The 18,145-nt window shown below is 42.4% G+C and carries 20 protein-coding genes; 10 read left to right on the top strand and 10 right to left on the bottom strand.

Features of this window, described 5'->3' with window-relative positions; genetic code table 11:
- Positions 1-31: 31 nt before the first annotated feature.
- From RYH73_RS11520 to RYH73_RS11535, 4 genes are all read right to left on the bottom strand, one after another.
- Entirely contained in the window at positions 32-430 is a 399-nt protein-coding gene (locus RYH73_RS11520; RefSeq protein ID WP_335313581.1) for a hypothetical protein, read from the bottom strand.
- A gap of 230 nt (positions 431-660) precedes the next feature.
- Complete coding sequence (locus tag RYH73_RS11525; protein ID WP_335313582.1) at positions 661-1,152, bottom strand: cupin domain-containing protein; 492 nt, start codon at positions 1,150-1,152, stop codon at positions 661-663.
- Between the two features lie 79 nt (positions 1,153-1,231).
- On the bottom strand, positions 1,232-1,939 hold the full coding sequence (locus RYH73_RS11530) for a LytR/AlgR family response regulator transcription factor (RefSeq protein WP_335313583.1): 708 nt from the start codon (positions 1,937-1,939) through the stop codon (positions 1,232-1,234).
- The gene (locus RYH73_RS11535) at positions 1,936-2,940 is read right to left on the bottom strand and encodes a sensor histidine kinase (protein ID WP_335313584.1); all 1,005 of its coding nucleotides are present in this window, start codon (positions 2,938-2,940) and stop codon (positions 1,936-1,938) included. The genes RYH73_RS11530 and RYH73_RS11535 overlap by 4 nt, the downstream gene beginning before the upstream one ends.
- Before the next feature lie 319 nt (positions 2,941-3,259).
- Here RYH73_RS11535 and RYH73_RS11540 point away from each other — a divergent pair, with 319 nt between their 5' ends.
- On the top strand, positions 3,260-4,027 hold the full coding sequence (locus RYH73_RS11540; protein ID WP_335313585.1) for a CPBP family intramembrane glutamic endopeptidase: 768 nt from the start codon (positions 3,260-3,262) through the stop codon (positions 4,025-4,027).
- Positions 4,028-4,154: 127 nt separating this feature from the next.
- On the opposite strand, the gene RYH73_RS11545 is transcribed toward RYH73_RS11540, so the two are convergent.
- On the bottom strand, positions 4,155-5,237 hold the full coding sequence (locus RYH73_RS11545; RefSeq protein WP_335313586.1) for an LLM class flavin-dependent oxidoreductase: 1,083 nt from the start codon (positions 5,235-5,237) through the stop codon (positions 4,155-4,157).
- Between the two features lie 282 nt (positions 5,238-5,519).
- On the opposite strand from RYH73_RS11545, the gene RYH73_RS11550 reads away from it, so the two are divergent.
- A complete protein-coding gene (locus tag RYH73_RS11550) occupies positions 5,520-6,104 on the top strand; it encodes a Crp/Fnr family transcriptional regulator (RefSeq protein ID WP_335313587.1) in 585 nt (194 codons plus the stop codon).
- 58 nt (positions 6,105-6,162) lie between these two features.
- Here RYH73_RS11550 and RYH73_RS11555 read toward each other — a convergent pair whose 3' ends face one another.
- From RYH73_RS11555 to RYH73_RS11575, 5 genes are all read right to left on the bottom strand, one after another.
- The gene (locus RYH73_RS11555; protein WP_335313588.1) at positions 6,163-10,206 is read right to left on the bottom strand and encodes a cobaltochelatase subunit CobN; all 4,044 of its coding nucleotides are present in this window, start codon (positions 10,204-10,206) and stop codon (positions 6,163-6,165) included.
- A complete protein-coding gene (locus tag RYH73_RS11560) occupies positions 10,169-10,513 on the bottom strand; it encodes a DUF2149 domain-containing protein (RefSeq protein ID WP_335313589.1) in 345 nt (114 codons plus the stop codon). Before RYH73_RS11560 ends, RYH73_RS11555 begins: the two co-directional genes overlap by 38 nt.
- A gap of 1 nt (position 10,514) precedes the next feature.
- Positions 10,515-11,111, bottom strand: a complete 597-nt coding sequence (locus RYH73_RS11565; protein ID WP_335313590.1) for a MotA/TolQ/ExbB proton channel family protein — start codon at positions 11,109-11,111, stop codon at positions 10,515-10,517.
- A 17-nt stretch (positions 11,112-11,128) separates the two neighbouring features.
- Positions 11,129-13,435: a TonB-dependent receptor gene (locus tag RYH73_RS11570; protein ID WP_335313591.1), complete on the bottom strand. Its 2,307-nt coding sequence runs from the start codon at positions 13,433-13,435 to the stop codon at positions 11,129-11,131.
- A gap of 221 nt (positions 13,436-13,656) precedes the next feature.
- On the bottom strand, positions 13,657-13,899 hold the full coding sequence (locus RYH73_RS11575) for a hypothetical protein (RefSeq protein WP_335313592.1): 243 nt from the start codon (positions 13,897-13,899) through the stop codon (positions 13,657-13,659).
- A 363-nt stretch (positions 13,900-14,262) separates the two neighbouring features.
- Here RYH73_RS11575 and RYH73_RS11580 point away from each other — a divergent pair, with 363 nt between their 5' ends.
- From RYH73_RS11580 to RYH73_RS11615, 8 genes are all read left to right on the top strand, one after another.
- Positions 14,263-14,796 (top strand): pyridoxamine 5'-phosphate oxidase family protein, encoded by a 534-nt coding sequence (locus RYH73_RS11580; protein WP_335313593.1) that lies wholly within the window; start codon positions 14,263-14,265, stop codon positions 14,794-14,796.
- 46 nt (positions 14,797-14,842) lie between these two features.
- Positions 14,843-15,073, top strand: coding sequence for a hypothetical protein (locus RYH73_RS11585; protein WP_335313594.1), 231 nt, complete (start codon positions 14,843-14,845; stop codon positions 15,071-15,073).
- A 232-nt stretch (positions 15,074-15,305) separates the two neighbouring features.
- Positions 15,306-15,539, top strand: a complete 234-nt coding sequence (locus RYH73_RS11590) for a (4Fe-4S)-binding protein (protein WP_335313595.1) — start codon at positions 15,306-15,308, stop codon at positions 15,537-15,539.
- Positions 15,539-15,841, top strand: coding sequence for a GNAT family N-acetyltransferase (locus RYH73_RS11595; RefSeq protein ID WP_335313596.1), 303 nt, complete (start codon positions 15,539-15,541; stop codon positions 15,839-15,841). The genes RYH73_RS11590 and RYH73_RS11595 overlap by 1 nt, the downstream gene beginning before the upstream one ends.
- Positions 15,838-16,269: an OsmC family protein gene (locus RYH73_RS11600; RefSeq protein ID WP_335313597.1), complete on the top strand. Its 432-nt coding sequence runs from the start codon at positions 15,838-15,840 to the stop codon at positions 16,267-16,269. The genes RYH73_RS11595 and RYH73_RS11600 overlap by 4 nt, the downstream gene beginning before the upstream one ends.
- A 115-nt stretch (positions 16,270-16,384) precedes the next feature.
- Entirely contained in the window at positions 16,385-16,837 is a 453-nt protein-coding gene (locus tag RYH73_RS11605; protein ID WP_335313598.1) for a VOC family protein, read from the top strand.
- Positions 16,838-17,241: 404 nt separating this feature from the next.
- On the top strand, positions 17,242-17,556 hold the full coding sequence (locus RYH73_RS11610; RefSeq protein WP_335313599.1) for an ArsR/SmtB family transcription factor: 315 nt from the start codon (positions 17,242-17,244) through the stop codon (positions 17,554-17,556).
- A gap of 3 nt (positions 17,557-17,559) precedes the next feature.
- Positions 17,560-18,024: an SRPBCC domain-containing protein gene (locus tag RYH73_RS11615; RefSeq protein WP_335313600.1), complete on the top strand. Its 465-nt coding sequence runs from the start codon at positions 17,560-17,562 to the stop codon at positions 18,022-18,024.
- The last annotated feature ends 121 nt before the right edge of the window (positions 18,025-18,145 follow it).

Raw genomic sequence — 18,145 nt, forward strand, 5'->3', positions numbered from 1 at the left:
TGTTGTAAACGGCTTTGTTAAATTAAGTTCCTTATTTGTATTTGATAAAGGTTGCCCTGATTTTCTTTTCTTTTAAATCTGTGGTAGTGCTACTCCCAACGACGGTTGTTTTGTTCTTCTTTTTTTCATTTACACTGCCACCCGTTGAAGTTGCTGTCCCAAACACTTCTTCTTCAATGGAGAAAATCACACCATCGGCTCCTTTTTGTTTCGCCAAATCGATGATTTTTTGTTGCGTTTTTTCCAATGAACGAAATCCTTTGGCGAGCTCCGTTTTCCCCATAACAGTGTATTCCTTTTCAACATCGGCTAGATCATAAAACTCATCTACATTTGTTGTAGCCGTATAGGCTTTTCCGAAATACTTTTGTGCATACGACATGTTAAAAAAGAAGAATCCCAAAAGGACGCTTAGCATTACTCTTTTCATTTGTTTCCTATATTTTGTGTTAATTTTGAGACACAAAGGTAAGCCGATCCGCTGCCGGGAAAGTTTATTTTTTAGGTGAAGCGATAAAAGTTTAGGTTGGAATGGCAGATTGGCACAGCCAACTGTAAAAGTTCGAGTGCGCATCGATTGACACCGGCACTCAACTCGTTGAAGCTTACGTGTTTCGTATACTATCAAAACCTAAACCGTAATTAGATTTAGGTATAAGATCATTTTAAACAAAGTCTTTCAATAAGTTCGGTCTGAGCCGGGTATAGCTCAAGTAGTTTTTCTTTTTCTCCAAGCTCGAACTCGGAAAATTCAAATCCTGGAGCGACCACGCAGCTTGAAAGGGAAAAATCAAGGCGTGACGGGATTTCTGCTGCAAACCATGCTCCAGCTTCTATGATTACAGATAATGACCCGGTTTCGTTAAGGGAAAGTTCCTTTCGTTCATATTGACCATCCGGCCTGAGTATATGAATGTGGAGGGGGGAGCCTACATGAAAATACCATATCTCATCCGATTGAAGTTTATGAAAACTAGAAAAATCAGCATTTTGAAGCAGGTAATGAATGGAGGTACATGCGTTTTTTTGTTGGCTTTCTCCCTTTCGTTTTACCTGCTGCTCAGAGCGGAAGACTTCATTGTAATACCCTCCTTCCGGATGTGGTTTTAAGCTTAAATGATTTATCCAGTAATCAGCTTGCGTTGAATTCATATTCATTTTATTTTTAGTAATGTGGCAATGTTGATGTAAAAATACTTCTTTCGACGGGAATCAATGGCCCGGCCAACAACTAAAATGAGATATTCAATTTCTGTAAGAGTGTTTCCCGATAATTAGGTCCAATCGGAAGATCTAACAATTCGGTTTTAGCAAGATTTCCTATGATGGCTATGATTTTGGCAAGTTGTACGATATAGGATCGATGGATTCTAAGAAAAACCTGGCTGGAAAGTAACGTTTCGACCATTCCTATGTTCATACTCATCATCATAGCGCTTCCGCTGGTTAAATACACCATAGAAAAATCGCGCTGGGCCTCCACGTAAACAATATCTTCAAAATCTATTCGGATTAATTTGCTATTTTGTTTAATAAATATAAAGGTACGTTCGGTCTCTGTTTTTTCGTTGTCCCTACGGACAATCATTCGCTCCCTCAATTTCTGAGCAGCTTGCAGAAAACGGTCAAAAGTAATAGGCTTCAACAGATAATCGACTGAATTTAAATCAAATCCTTCGATGGCGAATTGTGGGTATGCGGTAGTAAATACCACATAAGGAGGATTCCGCAATGAGCGGAGGAACTCCGTACCTAAGATCCGTGGCATTTGTATATCCAAAAAAATCACATCCACTTGTTGGGTGTATAAGGTTTCATAAGCCTCCATCGCGTTAATACACATAGCCTTTACTTCGAAATCAGGCAGCTTTTCGAGATGATCTTTTATAATATCGCGAGCAATAGGTTCATCGTCAACAATTATACAGCTAATGTTCATAGTTTACAGATTAAAGTAACTTGATATCTATTTGCTTGTTCGTTTAATTCGTACTGGTACCTGTCAGGATAAAAAAAAGCTAATCTTTTACGCAAATTTTGCAGGCCAAGGCCGCCATATATATTCTCTTTTGAGTCGTCTATCGTATTTTCTTCCATAAAATACAATTGTTCCTGATTTACATGAATCACGAAATGAACAAAGGCACCGGGCACATCCGCTGTATGCTTAAACGCATTTTCGACCGATGGCATTAATAATAAGGATGGAAATTGGGCAGAGGGGTTTTCGATCTTCAAGTCTATACTGATTTCGGTGTGATTGAGCCGTATTTTTTCTAGCTCGAGATAGTTTTCAATTAACGTTGCTTCTTCCGCTATCGGCATCCATTCATTATTGACTTCATATATAGTATAACGCAAAAATGCTGATAAATGCGCAATCATCGAAGCAGATTGAGTCGTACTTCCACGTAAAATCAAACCATATATGTTATTCAATGCGTTAAAAAGAAAATGTGGATTGAACTGCGATTTAAGAAAATCAAGCTCTAATTTTGCTTTTTCTTTGATCAGTTCTGCCTTTGCATAAGCGTTACGTAAAGCTGCCAAACCTACCTTTATGCTTATAGGCAGCCCCAGCATAAAAATGATACCAATCGGTAAACCTAAGCTCATAAAGCGCTTAAACACCACATTGCTGAACGGTTGCTGAAGAAATTTATAGTAGTTGGGATTATTCCGCTCTAAAAGTGCCATACAGTCAGTACAGTTCCGCAATAAGAAAGCTTCGATGTAGCCGTCAATGATCGTATATAAAATAAACAGCATTATTAAACCAAGTACGCTGTATGCAATACTTTTTCTTCTAATAAGATAAGGATAAAGGCCATAAACCAGTGTGTAATAAAGACCGGCCAACAATAGGGTCCCATACAGATTTATTTTAAACAAGGTTGCAGCGGGTAGTCCGCTATAAACGTTAAAGCTTATCGAAGCCATGTAGTTTTTTACTGCAAACATGAATAACCAAAAACAACCATGTAACAATAGACGAAGAACCTTTTGTCGATAAATGAGGTTGATAATGGTTTGAAGCTGCATACAGTAAATATAACTGTTTCAATAGCTAGACCCAAAAGAAATAGACCAAGACATCTTTGTTTCCTACGAAACCCATTTTTTTTACAACGAAGAACTTTCTATTACTTCGTTGCCTCACAAAAGGTGTTTGTCGACACATAGACCGGCCCTGCCGAGTTTATTTTTTAGTTTCATTTCTATGCTGTCTTTTTGTATTGATAGTAACCAATATTACAAAATGATGCGTAAAAAATTAATGCCACTTGTTAATGTAGCGATTTATTTTACCCTACTTGGCACAGCAATGATCATTGCAGGATCAATCCCATCATTAAACAGTCCACTGTTCTTTTTTGGCCTATCCTTCATCCTCAGCTTTATCTTCTTAAGATGGGAAGTAAAAAACGTGGTATCTATTGGCTTTATTCCAAAAAGTCAGGCCAACTATCTTCAACTTGTCCTTGGTTTGGGCATGGGTATACTAATGCTTATCGCCACCGCATTACTAACTGTTCTTTTAACGAATGATCAATGGGTATTCAACGACAAAATAAATCCTGTAATTATTAGTGCCGTCTTTTTAAACTGTTTGTGTTCTTCTTTTGTACAGGAATTCGTCTTTCGTGGTTATCCGTTTCAAAGCTTACTTGCGCATTATGGTGCATGGACAGCGCAGCTCGTAGTGATGGTGCCTTTTGGATTAATGCATGTTCACCTAGCTATGCCTTTGGGTGACTTTATGCTTACTTTACTTACTACGGGTGTGGGTTCGCTCTTTTTCGGTTTCCTTTATCTAAAGACAAAGAAACTGTTCCTACCCATTGGATTACATACCGGTTGGAATTTTGCGCAAGTTTTGATTCCTCGTACCTCATCCGATGAAATCAATGGGATCGTACAAATTACGGAAAGCCAGCATCATTACACCTTCTTTACTGTTGTTTTACCGTATTTGTTCTGCATCGGTTTAGCTTTTATTCTCCTTTACCGATATAGATTATCTTGATTTCCTTTCAGATTTCCGAAAACTCAATTATAATCAATCCATTATTTTGTTGGGTATATACGAAGTCAATCTGCTTTGCAATGGGTTCTTCATAATGCGCTACGCCAAATAATAAAAAATTACATTATCAATTGTTCTGCCTAAGCTTTGGAATCACTTTCGTGCCGATCAGCTCAATCGTCCTTATTAATTGCTGATGTGTAAGGCCGGCAATATCCATCTGGAATGCAAACCGATCTACACCACCCAGGGCTTCGCTATGGCGCAACAGCTTTTCGACAACCGTTTCCGGTCCGCCGACCACCAGAACTCCTTGTGGAGAGATCATATCATCGAACTGATTTTTAGTAACAGGTGGCCAGCCGCGGTCGCGACCAATTTTGGTCCATGATTCTTTATATCCCGGATAATAGTCGGCGATTGCAGACTGATCAGTTTCACCGACGTAGCCCGGCGAGTGTAGGCCCACCTTCAGTTCCTCTGGCTTAAAACCTGCCTCTTCACCTGATTTTCGGTAAAGATCCACCAACGGCCGAAAGCGCTCAGTCTCGCCGCCGATCACGGCTACCATTAAGGGAAGACCCAGCATACCTGCACGCACAAAGGATTGCGGTGTTCCGCCTACACCTAGCCATACAGGTAACTTTTCCTGGAGTGGGCGTGGATATATCGGCTGATTTTTCAATTCCTGCCTGTATTTTCCTGACCACGTAACGAATTCCTCATCCCGGATCTGTAGCAACAATTTTAATTTTTCCTTAAATAAAGCGTCGTAATCATTTAGCTTATACCCGAATAGAGGAAACGCCTCTGTGGCAGAACCCCGACCGACCACAATCTCGGCGCGACCTTTAGAAATGATATCCAATGTTGCAAATTGTTGAAATACACGAACAGGGTCTGAAGTGCTCAGCACAGTCACGGCACTTGTTAACCGGATTTTTTTGGTACGAGTGGCTGAAGCTGCGAGTATAATTGCAGGAACGGAGTCTAAGAATTCTTTTTTATGATGTTCGCCAATCCCGAAAAAATCAAAGCCGGCCTCGTCTGCCGCAACTATTCTATCCAGCAACTGCTCCATGGCATCTTCACTGCCCAGATCACTGCTTCCGTACATCGCCGAAGCGAAACTATCTATGCCTATTTCCATAATAGATTTTCTTGTAGAAGAACAACAAAAGTAACCTCTCGAAAGCATGCAGGATGTCATGCCATCTTGTGTTTGTTGATGCAGCAAATTTCGTAATCCAAACAAGTCTCAACGATGATATTTATCGGAAAAATTCGTAGACATTTGTCTATTATTTTCTTGCCCATAGACTTCTGAACTAAGAAAAATGGATTCAATCGAAAGAACGCTAGCCATAAACACCATTTTATCAACAAGTTAAATTAGTTCTGAAGTACCCCTTCTGGTATGAATGTGCTTTTGTTCTTATATTTGTACGGACGATTAATAGTTTTTAATATTTAAAGGATATGCGAGGCTTATATGTACGACGCCTTTTTTGATTATCTGAAGAAATTCAGTTCTGAGCCGCTTTCAGACGAGGAAAAAGCATTGATCAGGCGAACATTCACGCCGTTCAAATTAAGGAAAAGACAATTTTTATTACAAGCCGGAGACCGATGTAAATATTTCGCGTTTATCGTAAAAGGTGCGATGCGCATGTATTCGGTAGACGACAAAGGCACTGAACACATCGTACGACTGGGTGTTGAAGAATGGTGGATGGGTGACCGTGAAAGTTTTGCGATGCGCACACCAAGCTTGTACCATATCGATGCCTGGGAGCACTGCGAGCTGCTTTATATTACCAGAGAAGGTACGATTGAACTACAGAATAAGGTGCCTGCGTTCCGGGAAATGAAGATGAAGCTTGACGAACGCAATATCATGGCCAACAACAGACGCCTGACTTCCGCCATAAGCGCTATGGCAGATAAGCGTTATACTGATTTTATCGAATGTTACCCTGAGCTTCCGCAACGTTTTCCGCAGCATGTCATCGCTTCCTATCTCGGTATTAATAAAGATACATTAAGCCGCGTTAAACGCCAGCGTAATCTAAAATAAGATCGTTACGGATACCCGAGAGCTGACCGAGCAGGTGGCCAAATGTCCTTCCCGAGCATTAAGTCCTTCTTCCGAAGCAAAATCCCAGGCCAATCAACAATGCCATAAAGCTTAGTAGCCAAAAGGTAAGTGGTTCCGACAAAGCTTCTCGTGGCTGTTTGCGCTTATCGCCTGCTCGCCGACTGTCTTCTTCCATTTTATATCCCTTCAACATCGTTGATTTCACTGTCCCTTTTTCCGCAACAGTTTTTGGCTTAGACCCTCCGGGGTTTATCAACGGTCTATTCAATCCTGCCCTATTCTCAGTTGTAGGCCTTTCCCTTCCGGCCACCGCTTTCGTTATATTATTCTTGGTTGCAGGTACGAACGAGTTCTTATGAATATGACCCAACTGATCTACCAGACTATTTACCAACCTCCTATTTTCTGCACTTTCAGCCTTTTGCTGCACAAAATCCACCAATGCCTCATTCGCACATACATTATCAGCGCAGGAAAGTCCAGTTTCCGCTGCCGTTTTCAGGTATTCAGTCACGAGCTGTTGCAGACGCTCCTCATCGGGATTCCAATAGTCTTTTCTCACTACTTCCAGCATTCGTGCCAACATGGTCTGGTATGCATAGGGATTATTGGCGCCGGTAAATCGCTCTTTGATATCTAAATCATATCGATCGTTGACATAGGTGTCCATCCAATCTTCCCATTTCTGCTCATCAATTGCCTCGGGGGTTGTTACCTGCCACCCCCACATATTATCGGCTACTTGACCAATCATCCGTGCTCCGGCATAGCCTTCGTTCAGCATTTTCTCAATCCATTTAGGATTCAGGTAACGGGTATTCATTTCCCGTCCAATAAATTTATCGAGTGACTCTTGCCGGGTATTCCCAGGATCGGTCAGGTTGGTAATCATCACATCGGGCGACGTTCCATCCACATGACGTACGGCCATTGCCATCCCACCCAATGCCTGAAAGAAGTCGTCATTATCTAGGGCCCCATATACATTAGTAGAGCGGCTATGGACGACCGCTTTGGTACCCGATAGTGCGTTTTGAAAAAGTGATATAGCTAAATCTTTTGCCGTCTCAGGGAGTGAGCCTTCTGGCATATTTCCCCAGAAACCTTGTCCATAGAGATGGCTCATCCGGTTAAAATAAACCGTACCAACTTCCCGATCTTTCCCCCATTTATCGGAAGCCTGTACCACATCGTTCAGGCCATTGCCGTAACTTCCACTCTCCGTACTGAACAGGCGCACACTCGCCAGCTGCCGGACTACGGTGGTATCGCTTATTCCGACAGATAAGAGTTTTTCCATACTTTGATCAATATGCTCCCGCAAGTAGTTAGGTCCCTTTTGTTTATAAGCCAATGAAACGGCCTTGTCTAGCAATAGCATCAGGTTCGGAAACATATCGCGATATAAACCCGAAGGTGTCATGACCACATCGATACGTGGTCGACCAAGTGCGGTATCGGCAATTGCTTCAACTCCTTTTAAGCGGCCAAAACCATCATAAACAGGTTTTATCCCCAATAAACTTAATACCTGTGATTCCATGATACCTTCATGGCGAATGGTTTCAACTGACCACAAATTAAATCCCACCTTATCCGGATACGCGCCATCGTGCCGGTTCCGGTAATCAATAATTAGCTGATTAGCAAGCTTCTCCCCTTCCTTATACGTGTCGGCGGTTGGAATTCGATCTGGGTCAAAAGAATAAAAATTCTTTCCCGTAGGAAGTGCCGAAGGATTCCGGATAGGATCATTGCCGGACCCTGCTTCGACGTACTTTCCATTCAGGGCGGTCATCAATGCCTCCAACTCTCGCCGGCCGCTGACCATAATATGTTCGTATACATTCATTAGCTGCACCGTAAGCGAGTCTTTTGACAGGTTCTCCATCCGACCAACAATGGCCTCTGCCGTTTTCATCGCCATGACCGAGTCAGGCGCTTGTCCGAATGTATGCATCCCCATGGGTGTTAAGGCTTCTTGAATATCCTGTAAGTAATGTTCTACCTGCTGCACATCTTTTGTTTCAATATCGTCCTCTATATACAGGTCTTTTAATATATTCGCTTGCCTGGCCAATCGGTTAATGGTACGTAAATGAACGGCAGCCAATGCCTCACTTTTACCAGAAGCTACGTCATAATCGTTGATTGCCCCGGCAAGCGCACGCAACTCCGGCCTTAACGTTGCCTGATCAAAAGGTGGGGTAAGGTGGTCAATAATCACGGCCATTCCGCGTCTTTTTGCCTGTGTTCCCTCTCCTACATTGTCCATAATATAAGGATAGATATTCACCAGATCGCCAATCAGTGCTTCGGGCGCATCATCGTCATCAAAGCCAACCTCCCTTCCCGAAAGCCATTCGTGCGTTCCGTGGGTGCCTAGATGTATCAATGCATCGGCTCGCATACCCTTTTGCAGGTAAAGGTAAAACGCAATATATTGATGATGAGGAGGAAGCGACACATCGTGAAATAGTGCTTCCGCATTTTCATCCCACCCCCTGGCCGGTTGGGGCATCAAGTTAACTTTTCCATAAGCAACTCTGGGCAAAACAAAATAACGTTTCCCCTCCGAATCGCGCCATATCATGATTGTCGCCTCCTCCGGTTTGCCCCATTTTTTCACCACCTGTTGCTGGAAGGCGATGTGCAATTGGCTAAACCATTTCTTATATGTCTCCATCGGAATCAACACCGGATGCGTTTCGCGCACCAATCTATCTAGTTCTGCAGGCGCCCAGGTACCAATATTACGACCTCCGCTCATCACATCGGCAAATACTGCACCTGAATCAGGAACCTGCCCACCAAGATCATATCCAGCTGCTCCCATGCTTTTTAATATGGTTGTCATGCTTCTGGGCAAAACGTTCAGGTAACTGGCGCCAATATTGTTCTTTCCAGGATGACCGTTGTAATAAATGAGCGCTATCTTCTTCTCTGAATTAGTTAGGCTTTGTAGCCTAGACCAGGCCTTAACTCGTCCCACCAACCTTGTGATACGACTTTCGGGAGCGTATTTGATATGGTATTCGCCAGCACCTTCCTGTCTTGCCAATTCATTGGTGGCCGCAATGGTAGGCTGTATCTGGCCACTCAATTCCTGGCGCGCGAGGGAAAGGGCGCGTGCCGCTAGTGGTATACCCAACGAGGAAGCACGCCAAGTAGTCGTATCCTCATTAACGGTAATGGCGTCGATTACGGGAACACCCATGCGAGCAAAAGCCGTCTGAAGTCGTTCACTAGATGCTCCAGGTAGGGATGAAAAGTTAAGCAAGAGCGATAAGCGCGATTGCCCGTCACGATCCAGGCAATAGCGATTAATTGCTTGATCAAGCGGATGGCCATAGAAGGCCATCACATCAAAACCTGCCGTATCCAAAGCGTCTGCATAAGCTTTCATATAATCCCATTGGCGAGTAACCGCTTCGTAGCGAAACATGTATAAACCCACTAAAGGCCTTTTGCGCAAGCCAACCGCTTGCGCATACTGCTCAAAATCTGCGTACACCTCACCCTTCCGAAAGGAAACAATTCCCCTTTCAGGAAAAGAGACCACCGGTTTCACTGGATAGCTAGCGCCTAAATGTCTGTGCAGCAGCAGCAAGATCATATTCGCTAGGTTATCCGGGCTCGGGTGCTCAAAATAAGCCGCCACTTCCGAATCGAAGCGGATACCTTGTTTACCATAGGTATCCGCTTCCGGTGTGTCGCCAAGGGCATATACGTGACCGCCTCGCTGAACAATTTGCTGTAAATCAACAGAAAAACGCTGTAATACGGCAGGAGTATGCACATAACAGACGGCAAGATCTGCACTTCCTACGTTCGCTGCAGCTACACGATCACCTGCTGTTGACACCCGATACGTTTGATCAAACCCGGGAAGCTTGTTCAGTTGCGCAATAGCCTCTGCAACGGGCTTGCTGTAATTGTCAGAAACCAGTATCACGATCTTCTTCGGTGCAGGTGCACAAAAGCTATGTAATGCAAAGCAAAAAGTAAACTGACCTATTATTACCATACGGAAAAGTAGCGTACTATTCATCATTTTCGGGTACATAGATAATTTGTCCATCCTCCAATTGATAAGCGGTTCCCAAACGTTCGCCATGACCGGCCGCTTCTTCCGGCTTTAGTTTCTTTACGTTGATTTCCTTTCCTTTTTTGGAAATAATTTCCATCTGTCCTTGTGCATTTCTCTTCGTTAAGGTTACCTCCGTATTCGGGTCAAATAGTTCCAGCATATTGAGTGCCGTCATTAACGCTACGATCATCGCGACGATGAGTACCACGCTCACGTCAAAAAGATTAGCGATACCACTTATGGGGTCTTCTAATGGCACTTGATCTTGCTTGCTATGATGTTCTGTCAATAGTTTCATGCTAAAGTGATTGATTATAAACCGAAGATATTGATGCTGCATCCACCTGCCGTGGACTAACCATCCGTAAACGGGTTTCCGCTTCTACTTCACAGGCGAGAAAATCTGCATGTAGCCACTTTTCCCATTTCAGACTGATCAGATAGGCAGTAGTTCCGCATACCAATCCAATGATGGTTGAAGTAAAGGCCGTCAGCATATTACCGGACATCGCGGTCATATCTCCGCCAGACAAGGAAGCCAAGGCTTTACCCATCGGTATCAGCGTGCCTACTAAGCCGATGGATGGCCCTGTTTTGATTAAAAATCGGATATTGTCCAAACGCCCATTCTGCTTTTTTTCCCAAGAGCGAACCAACTCGGTTAGCTGGATATCTGGATACGGGCTCTCCGTCAGAATAGCCTTTATTGTAGCTTCGTGCTGCTTAAAAAATGCCTGCACAGCTTTCTTCGGTTTTCGCATACGCATCAATCCGGTACGCAAAAAGGCCCCAATCCCCATCAGGGTCCACACTACCATCGCAAAAAGCGCCCATAAAACAGGGGCATGTAAAAGCTCTGTAAGCTGAAAAAGAAAACGATCGATAAATACACTCATTTTTTTAATTTTTTATTTTACAATTGATAAGATACCCCGGCAAAAACACTTCTTCCGGGAGCATAGTAATAACTAGTTGGCGAGGTATAGCTGCCGTAATAGCGCTTGTTGAATAAATTAGTTACGTTGACATTAAACGTTAGCGGGCCGACAGTCTTACCAAATTTGATGTCGAAAATCGTTACAGTAGGCATTTTCTTCTCCGATGTATTTTCCAAATCACCATAATAAGAGCCTGTATGCCTAACCCAGAAGCTCAGATGGAACAACTGCAGACGATCGAAGACCAAAGCTCCACTTATATTATGAGACGGATTATCACTCATATCATTACCTTCATATTCTGGATTGGTCTCATAACGTTTAATCTCAGATGTATTATAAAAGTAGCTGGCTTGCGCAATGATATCGGGGTTTAGCCGATAACGCACAAAGGCTTCCGCACCCCATAAATTTACTTTTCCAATATTGATATATTGCCTTACAGGCAACCCTTTCACATCCAGATAATCAGGAACTTCATGCTCATCAATCAATACCGCCGCCAGAAAATCACTGTATTGAGAAGTATATAGCGTACCGGAGAGCTCCAGTTTATCGGACAATTGCAAGTCGGCCCCTAGATCATAAGAATACCGCATCCGCTCGGGCTTCAATTCAGGATTTCCTAAACGGAAAGAAGAACCCAGTGGGGCAGCATTGTACATATAGAAACTGCTTGGTGCTCGGAAACCTGTTGCATATACCGCCCTTAAGCGTAAATTGTTTAGCAAGTCATAACTAAGCCCTACTTTGGGATTGACAATATTGGAAGAGGCGTTGTCATATGCGATAGCAATATCGCTACCCGACATATTATCAAAAAATTTCCCATTTCTGTTGGCCCAATGATCGTACCTTAGCCCCACATTGGCATGCAAACGCTCTGTTAGATCCATATCGTCGTTCAAAAAGAAAGAAACGAAATCCTGCCTTCCGGTAAAATCCTGAATGCCCTGACCGTAATAATATTTCCGGGATACTACCTCTGTAAAACGGGCATCTGCTCCTAAAGTCACGGTATGTGTTCCCCAAGTGCGGTGCACTTTTGCAATCATTCCGTAGGTATCAAGTGGCACCCGCGAATCGTAGTAGCGGTTATCAAAAGCATGATGTGCCGGATTCCAGCTGATGGCATCCGACTCGCGATCTTGTACATTATAATAAACAAGCACATCGGGACTATATAAAGCCGTTGGATTGGTATAACGCAACTGGTAATTCCCCGACATACTACGGTCATCGTAGATGGTGGCCGTGCCAGAGAGAGGTTGTTGCAGGTTATAGTCAGCTATTGCTGTAAGCGTTCCTGTTAACGGAAAATTATAGGAAACTTTTGTATTGACATTGAGTAGCTTCATTTTCGGTTTTTGATAATAATCCTTCCAAAGGCTATCGGCCATATAGGCATATCCATCCGTTTGTTTATATTCAGCAAAGACGATTGCTCCCCAACGTTCCGAAAATCGTTTCCCTGCTTTCATACTTGCTTGATACGTATTCATGGAGCCATAACGAAAATCCGCTCCAAGCGTAGGTTTATCTGAAGGATCCTGCGTCACTAAATTGATGGTTCCCCCCATGGAATTGGATCCATAAATAGAAGACCCCGGCCCCCTTACCACCTCGATGCGTTCTATGCTGTTTCCGGCCAGACTATTCCATTCAGATACTCCTCCAGTGTAGGAATCGTTGATGGGTACACCGTCCTTCAATATTAAAGTTCGATTTGCTGATCCGGTTCCGCGCATGATCACGCTGGTATGCGTACCAGTGGTAGTTAAACCACGGGAGCGATCTACCGATACACCTGGCAAATAAGCCAGCGCTTCATCCAAGGTCTGAATTTGGCGAAGCTCCGGAGCGTCCTTTTGTATAATAGACACGCTCGAGGCAATTTTCCTGAGTTCTAGTGGCTTCGCTGAGGCCGTTACCGAAATAAGGTCGAGCATATTAACTTTGGGTTGAAGAACCCAATGAAACGAGGGCGATAAAATGGAATCCACATCAACCTCCAGCGATTGATAATTGATATGCCTTAAGACAAAAGATTTCGTCTGCGATAATGATAGAGAAAAGGCACCCTCACTGTCAGAAGACGCCAGAGTGCCTTTTCCGCGAACTTCGATCGTAACCCCTGCAATAGGTTTTTTTTCGGAATCCGTCACCAAACCTTGCAAATCCACAGGTCTGCTGATTTGTGCATATGTCGATATACGAAAGATAAAAAGAAAAGAAAAAATAAGGATTGATGGTAATTGTTGAAACTGCGTCGGGCCGTTCATAACACATCCAAAACATTTCATGAATATTCAAATATAATTGTGTCGCACACTGAAAAGCCTTCAGCATGTGCTGCTACATGTCATCAAAAAGGGATTAGAAAATTAAAAACTATTCGTAAAATTAGACCATCTCTTTCGGCATGACCGCATGAAAACAAAGGCAATGCAGACCTATCCCAAGAGTATGACTTAGGTTGATGAATAGTATATGAAGAAATGATTTAACGAAAAGCGGGAGGCCCCCGTAAACAATCAGTGATGCAGCGATCTAGATGAGGAAAATCTACATCATCTCCGTTCAGCATCTCCCTGACTTCACCGCCAAGAAACACGAAAGAGGGCGCAGCTATCCTGCCGCTTCCTAACAAATGGAAATCGCAGATATTACAGGATTCATTATGCAGGTGATGAATAGGGTCAGTGTCTATACTATTGCTTTTATTGGCGATAAAACCTTTGTGCACGTGAAAAACTTTTACCGCCGAAATCACCAGTATTAAAGCCAGTGATAGGAAAGCAATTATTTTTCGAGGTATTTGCTTCTTAAAAACAACCATGCCTCAAAGATAAATGCTATAAGATTATAATGCAACTATATTGCATTATAAATTATAATCATTGCCCTTTGCCTATTTTTTCGATTCACAGTCGTAAAGTCAGCAGTGGTTGGTCAAAAACATTTCGCAAACTTTGGGGTTTTCTTGTAGAGCGTCAACTATCGGGTTAGTCTGATTTTTTAAATAGAAATTGATTAAATATCGTTGACTTAAGGCCATGAACATTCCATATCAGTGTTGGAAGGCAACTAACTTTTAAATTTTAAAACAATGGACAGTATTAATAGGCAGCAAGAGGAAGAGAATATAAACAACCTGGAAGGAAGCGAAGCGATAAGTAAGGTTCGTGAACTCGTTAAAAATGTACGATCATGTTTTTTTCTAACTGATTTAAATAAGGTGGGACTACCTTTATCGATCAGACCAATGAATGTGTTGAAAATTGACAAACACGGCAATCTATGGTTTCTGAGTGCAAAAGACAGTCATAAAAGCGAGGAAATCCATGATGATCCCTTTGTGCATTTACTTTTCCAGGGGCAATCAGATTTTCTTAACATTTACGGGCTGGCCTCTGTGAGTGAAGATAAAGAAATGATCAATACGTTATGGAATCCGCTTTTAAAAACATGGTTTACGGGAGGAAAAGATGACCCGCGTATAATTGTCATCAAAGTAGAACCTACAGAAGGTTACTATTGGAGCAATAAACACGGCGAAGCGGTCGCTTTTATTAAACAGACCATTGGATCGATACTGGGAAAAACGCTTGACGATTCAATAGAAGGAAAGCTTGATATGTAATTATTAGGTATTATATAGCCAAGCCTACCTGATAAATAGAAAAAGGATGATACATCTTAAAAATTTCAAAATAAAATTGGTTGGAGGTTTGCTGATCATCTCTCCCATCGTCATGTTCTTTGGATGCGGATGCGATAGTCAATCGCCGGAGGACGTAGAGGAGCAATTTGATCCTGATACGATAGATGCTCCAAAGGCCAAAGATTCTACATTGAGCGAAAAAATGTATCCGATGCAAACGGATAGTGCTAATAAAAAGGACACAAGTAAACCATAAGCTTTAACGTCTCACCTTGGGCTTAATTGTATCCGGTAGTTGTGATTTGTGTCAGTGGATGATAAAGGTACTGAACACATCGTGTGACCGCGTATGGAAAATCGGTGGATGGGAGACCGGGAAAGACTAGACTGTAGACTTTTATCTACTTTTTTTTATGACAAATATCATCTTTCTCTTATAGTCGGGTTGTGGATATTTGTGTGTCAAATTGATTGGTGAAAAGAACAACATGAAAACATTTGAATATACGAACGGCGAAATAACCATTCGCTGGGAACCGCAAGCATGTATTCATTCGGCAATTTGTGTGCGAACGCTGCCGAATGTTTATGACCCTAAATCGCGTCCCTGGATCCGGCCAGAAAACGCGACCACCCGAGAGCTGACGGAGCAGGTAGCCAAATGCCCTTCCGGGGCGTTAAGTATTTTAAAAGATGTCACTATTAAGGAAGTGAACGAATAATGGAAAGTACAAAAGTAGTTCTTACCGGCCGTGCTTATGGTGAGATCCAGCTTTTCTCAGATGAAATTAAAGCTGGTAAAATGAACATCGCCATCACCGATGGAAGGCTTACGGTTTTTCATACAGAGGTATCTCCTGAGTTTGAAGGCAGAGGATTCGCAAAGCTACTGCTTGATCGATTGGTAGATTATGCGAAAGTAAAAGACCTGAAAATTATACCGCTCTGCCCATATGTAAACACACAGTTCAGGCGTCATCCTGCCCAGTACAAGGAGGTATGGCTCAAAGACTGGCATCAATGAAATATCTATTGGAAACCCCCGTCAGGGGAATCTTGGGCACCGAAAAATTCAGAACGGCCATTCATTGGAGAAATGGTATTCTGATTACCGATGAACCAGAAAAACTAGGCGGTAGAGATCTCGGTCCGGATCCCTATTCGCTCCTACTGTCTTCCCTAGTTTCCTGTACGCTTGCGACACTAAAAATGTATATTGAACTTAAAGGTTTGGATATACCGGAAATAACAGTAGAAGCCAATATGTTCTATCGCATCGAAAATGAAGGAACGGTTATACGCATCGAACGCAAAATAGAGATGCATCATGTATCGGATTCGGAAATCCGTCAGCGGCTGATCGGAGTTGCTGAAAACTGTCCGATATCAAAGATCCTGAAAGGCAATATTCATATTTTAACCGAATTTAAAAACAAGAAATCCGACCGATAGACTTATTATTTATTCACCCAATTTCTTTAACTTCGTTTTGTTCGTCAGAGGATGTGCATTTTGAAAGGAAACGACAAAAGATAGCTATCTTTATCCTAACTTATAGAAAGGTAATATGGCTAAAAGTAAATTACTGCGGATGGATAACGTCGGCATCGTGGTAGAATCGCTCGATGAGGTTATTTCATTTTTCGAAGAACTTGGGCTCAAGCTCGAAGGAAGGGCCACAATTGAAGGGGAATGGGCTGGCCGCATTACAGCATTGGGTAACCAGTGCGTGGAGATTGCTATGATGGTCACTCCTGACGGCCACAGTCGTCTTGAAATCTCGCGGTTTCTCCGCCCCGCCGTGATTTCCGATCACAGGAACGCTCCAGTAAATGCGCTTGGCTACTTACGCGTTATGTTTGCCGTAGATAACATCGATGAAATCCTCACTAGGTTATACAAGCATGGCGCTCAACTTGTCGGTGAAGTAATTCAGTATGAAAATAGCTATAAACTGTGTTATATCCGCGGTCCGGAAGGTCTTCTTATAGGACTAGCGGAACAGCTTGTTAATGAATGAGCAATAGATGCTTAGCTACTTTTGGAGCTTCATACAGGTGTTGTGCTTAGACCATTTATCGTTGCGCTAGACGGCATTAGAACCTATAACAGAAAACTTAACGATAACGAGATGAGGGCACTATTTACCGAAACCGATCAACATCTATCCCACTTAAAAAAACTTCAAGAGTGTAGTGTTTTTTGCCAACTATTAACAAGAGCAAAGAGGTGTTTCTCGTCTGTTTGATTAGGAAGGTAGGAACAAAATTTTACATTCCGGCAAGCAAATCGAAAAAAAATAAATAATTAACTACCAACACTTTACTACTCTAATCAGTCAAAAAATTGAAAGAAAATTTGCGAAACCGAAAAGTTGCACATATATTTGCAACTGATCGGTTTCATAAATTAAAGAACAGAAGAATGAGAAGGGATATTTTTCAAGCCATCGCTGATCCGACGAGAAGGGCAATTATCACATTAATCGCCGTACAGGCCATGACACCTAATGCCATCGCGGAGCATTTCGACGCAACCCGTCAGTCGGTTTCAAAACATCTGCGCATTTTGACGGAATGCGAACTTATAAAATCTGAACAAAAAGGTAGGGAAATCTATTACCAACTTGAGATTAACAAAATGAAGGAAATAGACAAATGGTTGGAACAGTTCCGAAAAATCTGGGAAGACCGCTTTGATAATCTTGATAAGTTATTGGCAAAAATGCAACATAAATAACCCATGGAAAACACAAATAACCGGGAAATGAAAATGACGAGAACGGTAAAAGCACCGATTGATCTAGTTTGGAAAGTGTGGACCGAGCCTGAATACATTGTCCAATGGTGGGGGCCGAATGATCACACTACTACCATTCACGAAATGGATTTCACGGAGGGTGGCGAGTGGAAGCTAACGTTACATAATCAGGCCAACGGACAGGATTTCGTCAACAGAAGTGTCTTTAAAGAAATTATTCCGTTGAAAAAAATCGTTTTTGAGCATTTCAATCCACACTTTATTGCCACCATCTTATTTGAAGATAAAGGGGACGAAACCTGGATAGAATGGAGTTCGCTCTTTGATACGGAAGAGATGATTGCAACTGTTATCAATGTATTCAACGCCAAAGAAGGGCAAGCGCAGAATTTTGAAAGGCTTGAACACTATCTTGAACAATTAAAGAATGGAACTCATGAATCGTAATCTTTTATTCGATTTTTCTGTGAATAGGGAAAATAGGAACATTCAGATAAAGCGCGAATTTGAAGACAACTTTCTTCTCGCATCTTAAAAAATAGACAGACTATTGCTCACCTTAAAAACC

It is taken from the genome of Olivibacter sp. CPCC 100613 (assembly GCF_036959255.1).
In the GTDB taxonomy this organism is placed as follows: Bacteria; Bacteroidota; Bacteroidia; order Sphingobacteriales; family Sphingobacteriaceae; genus Olivibacter.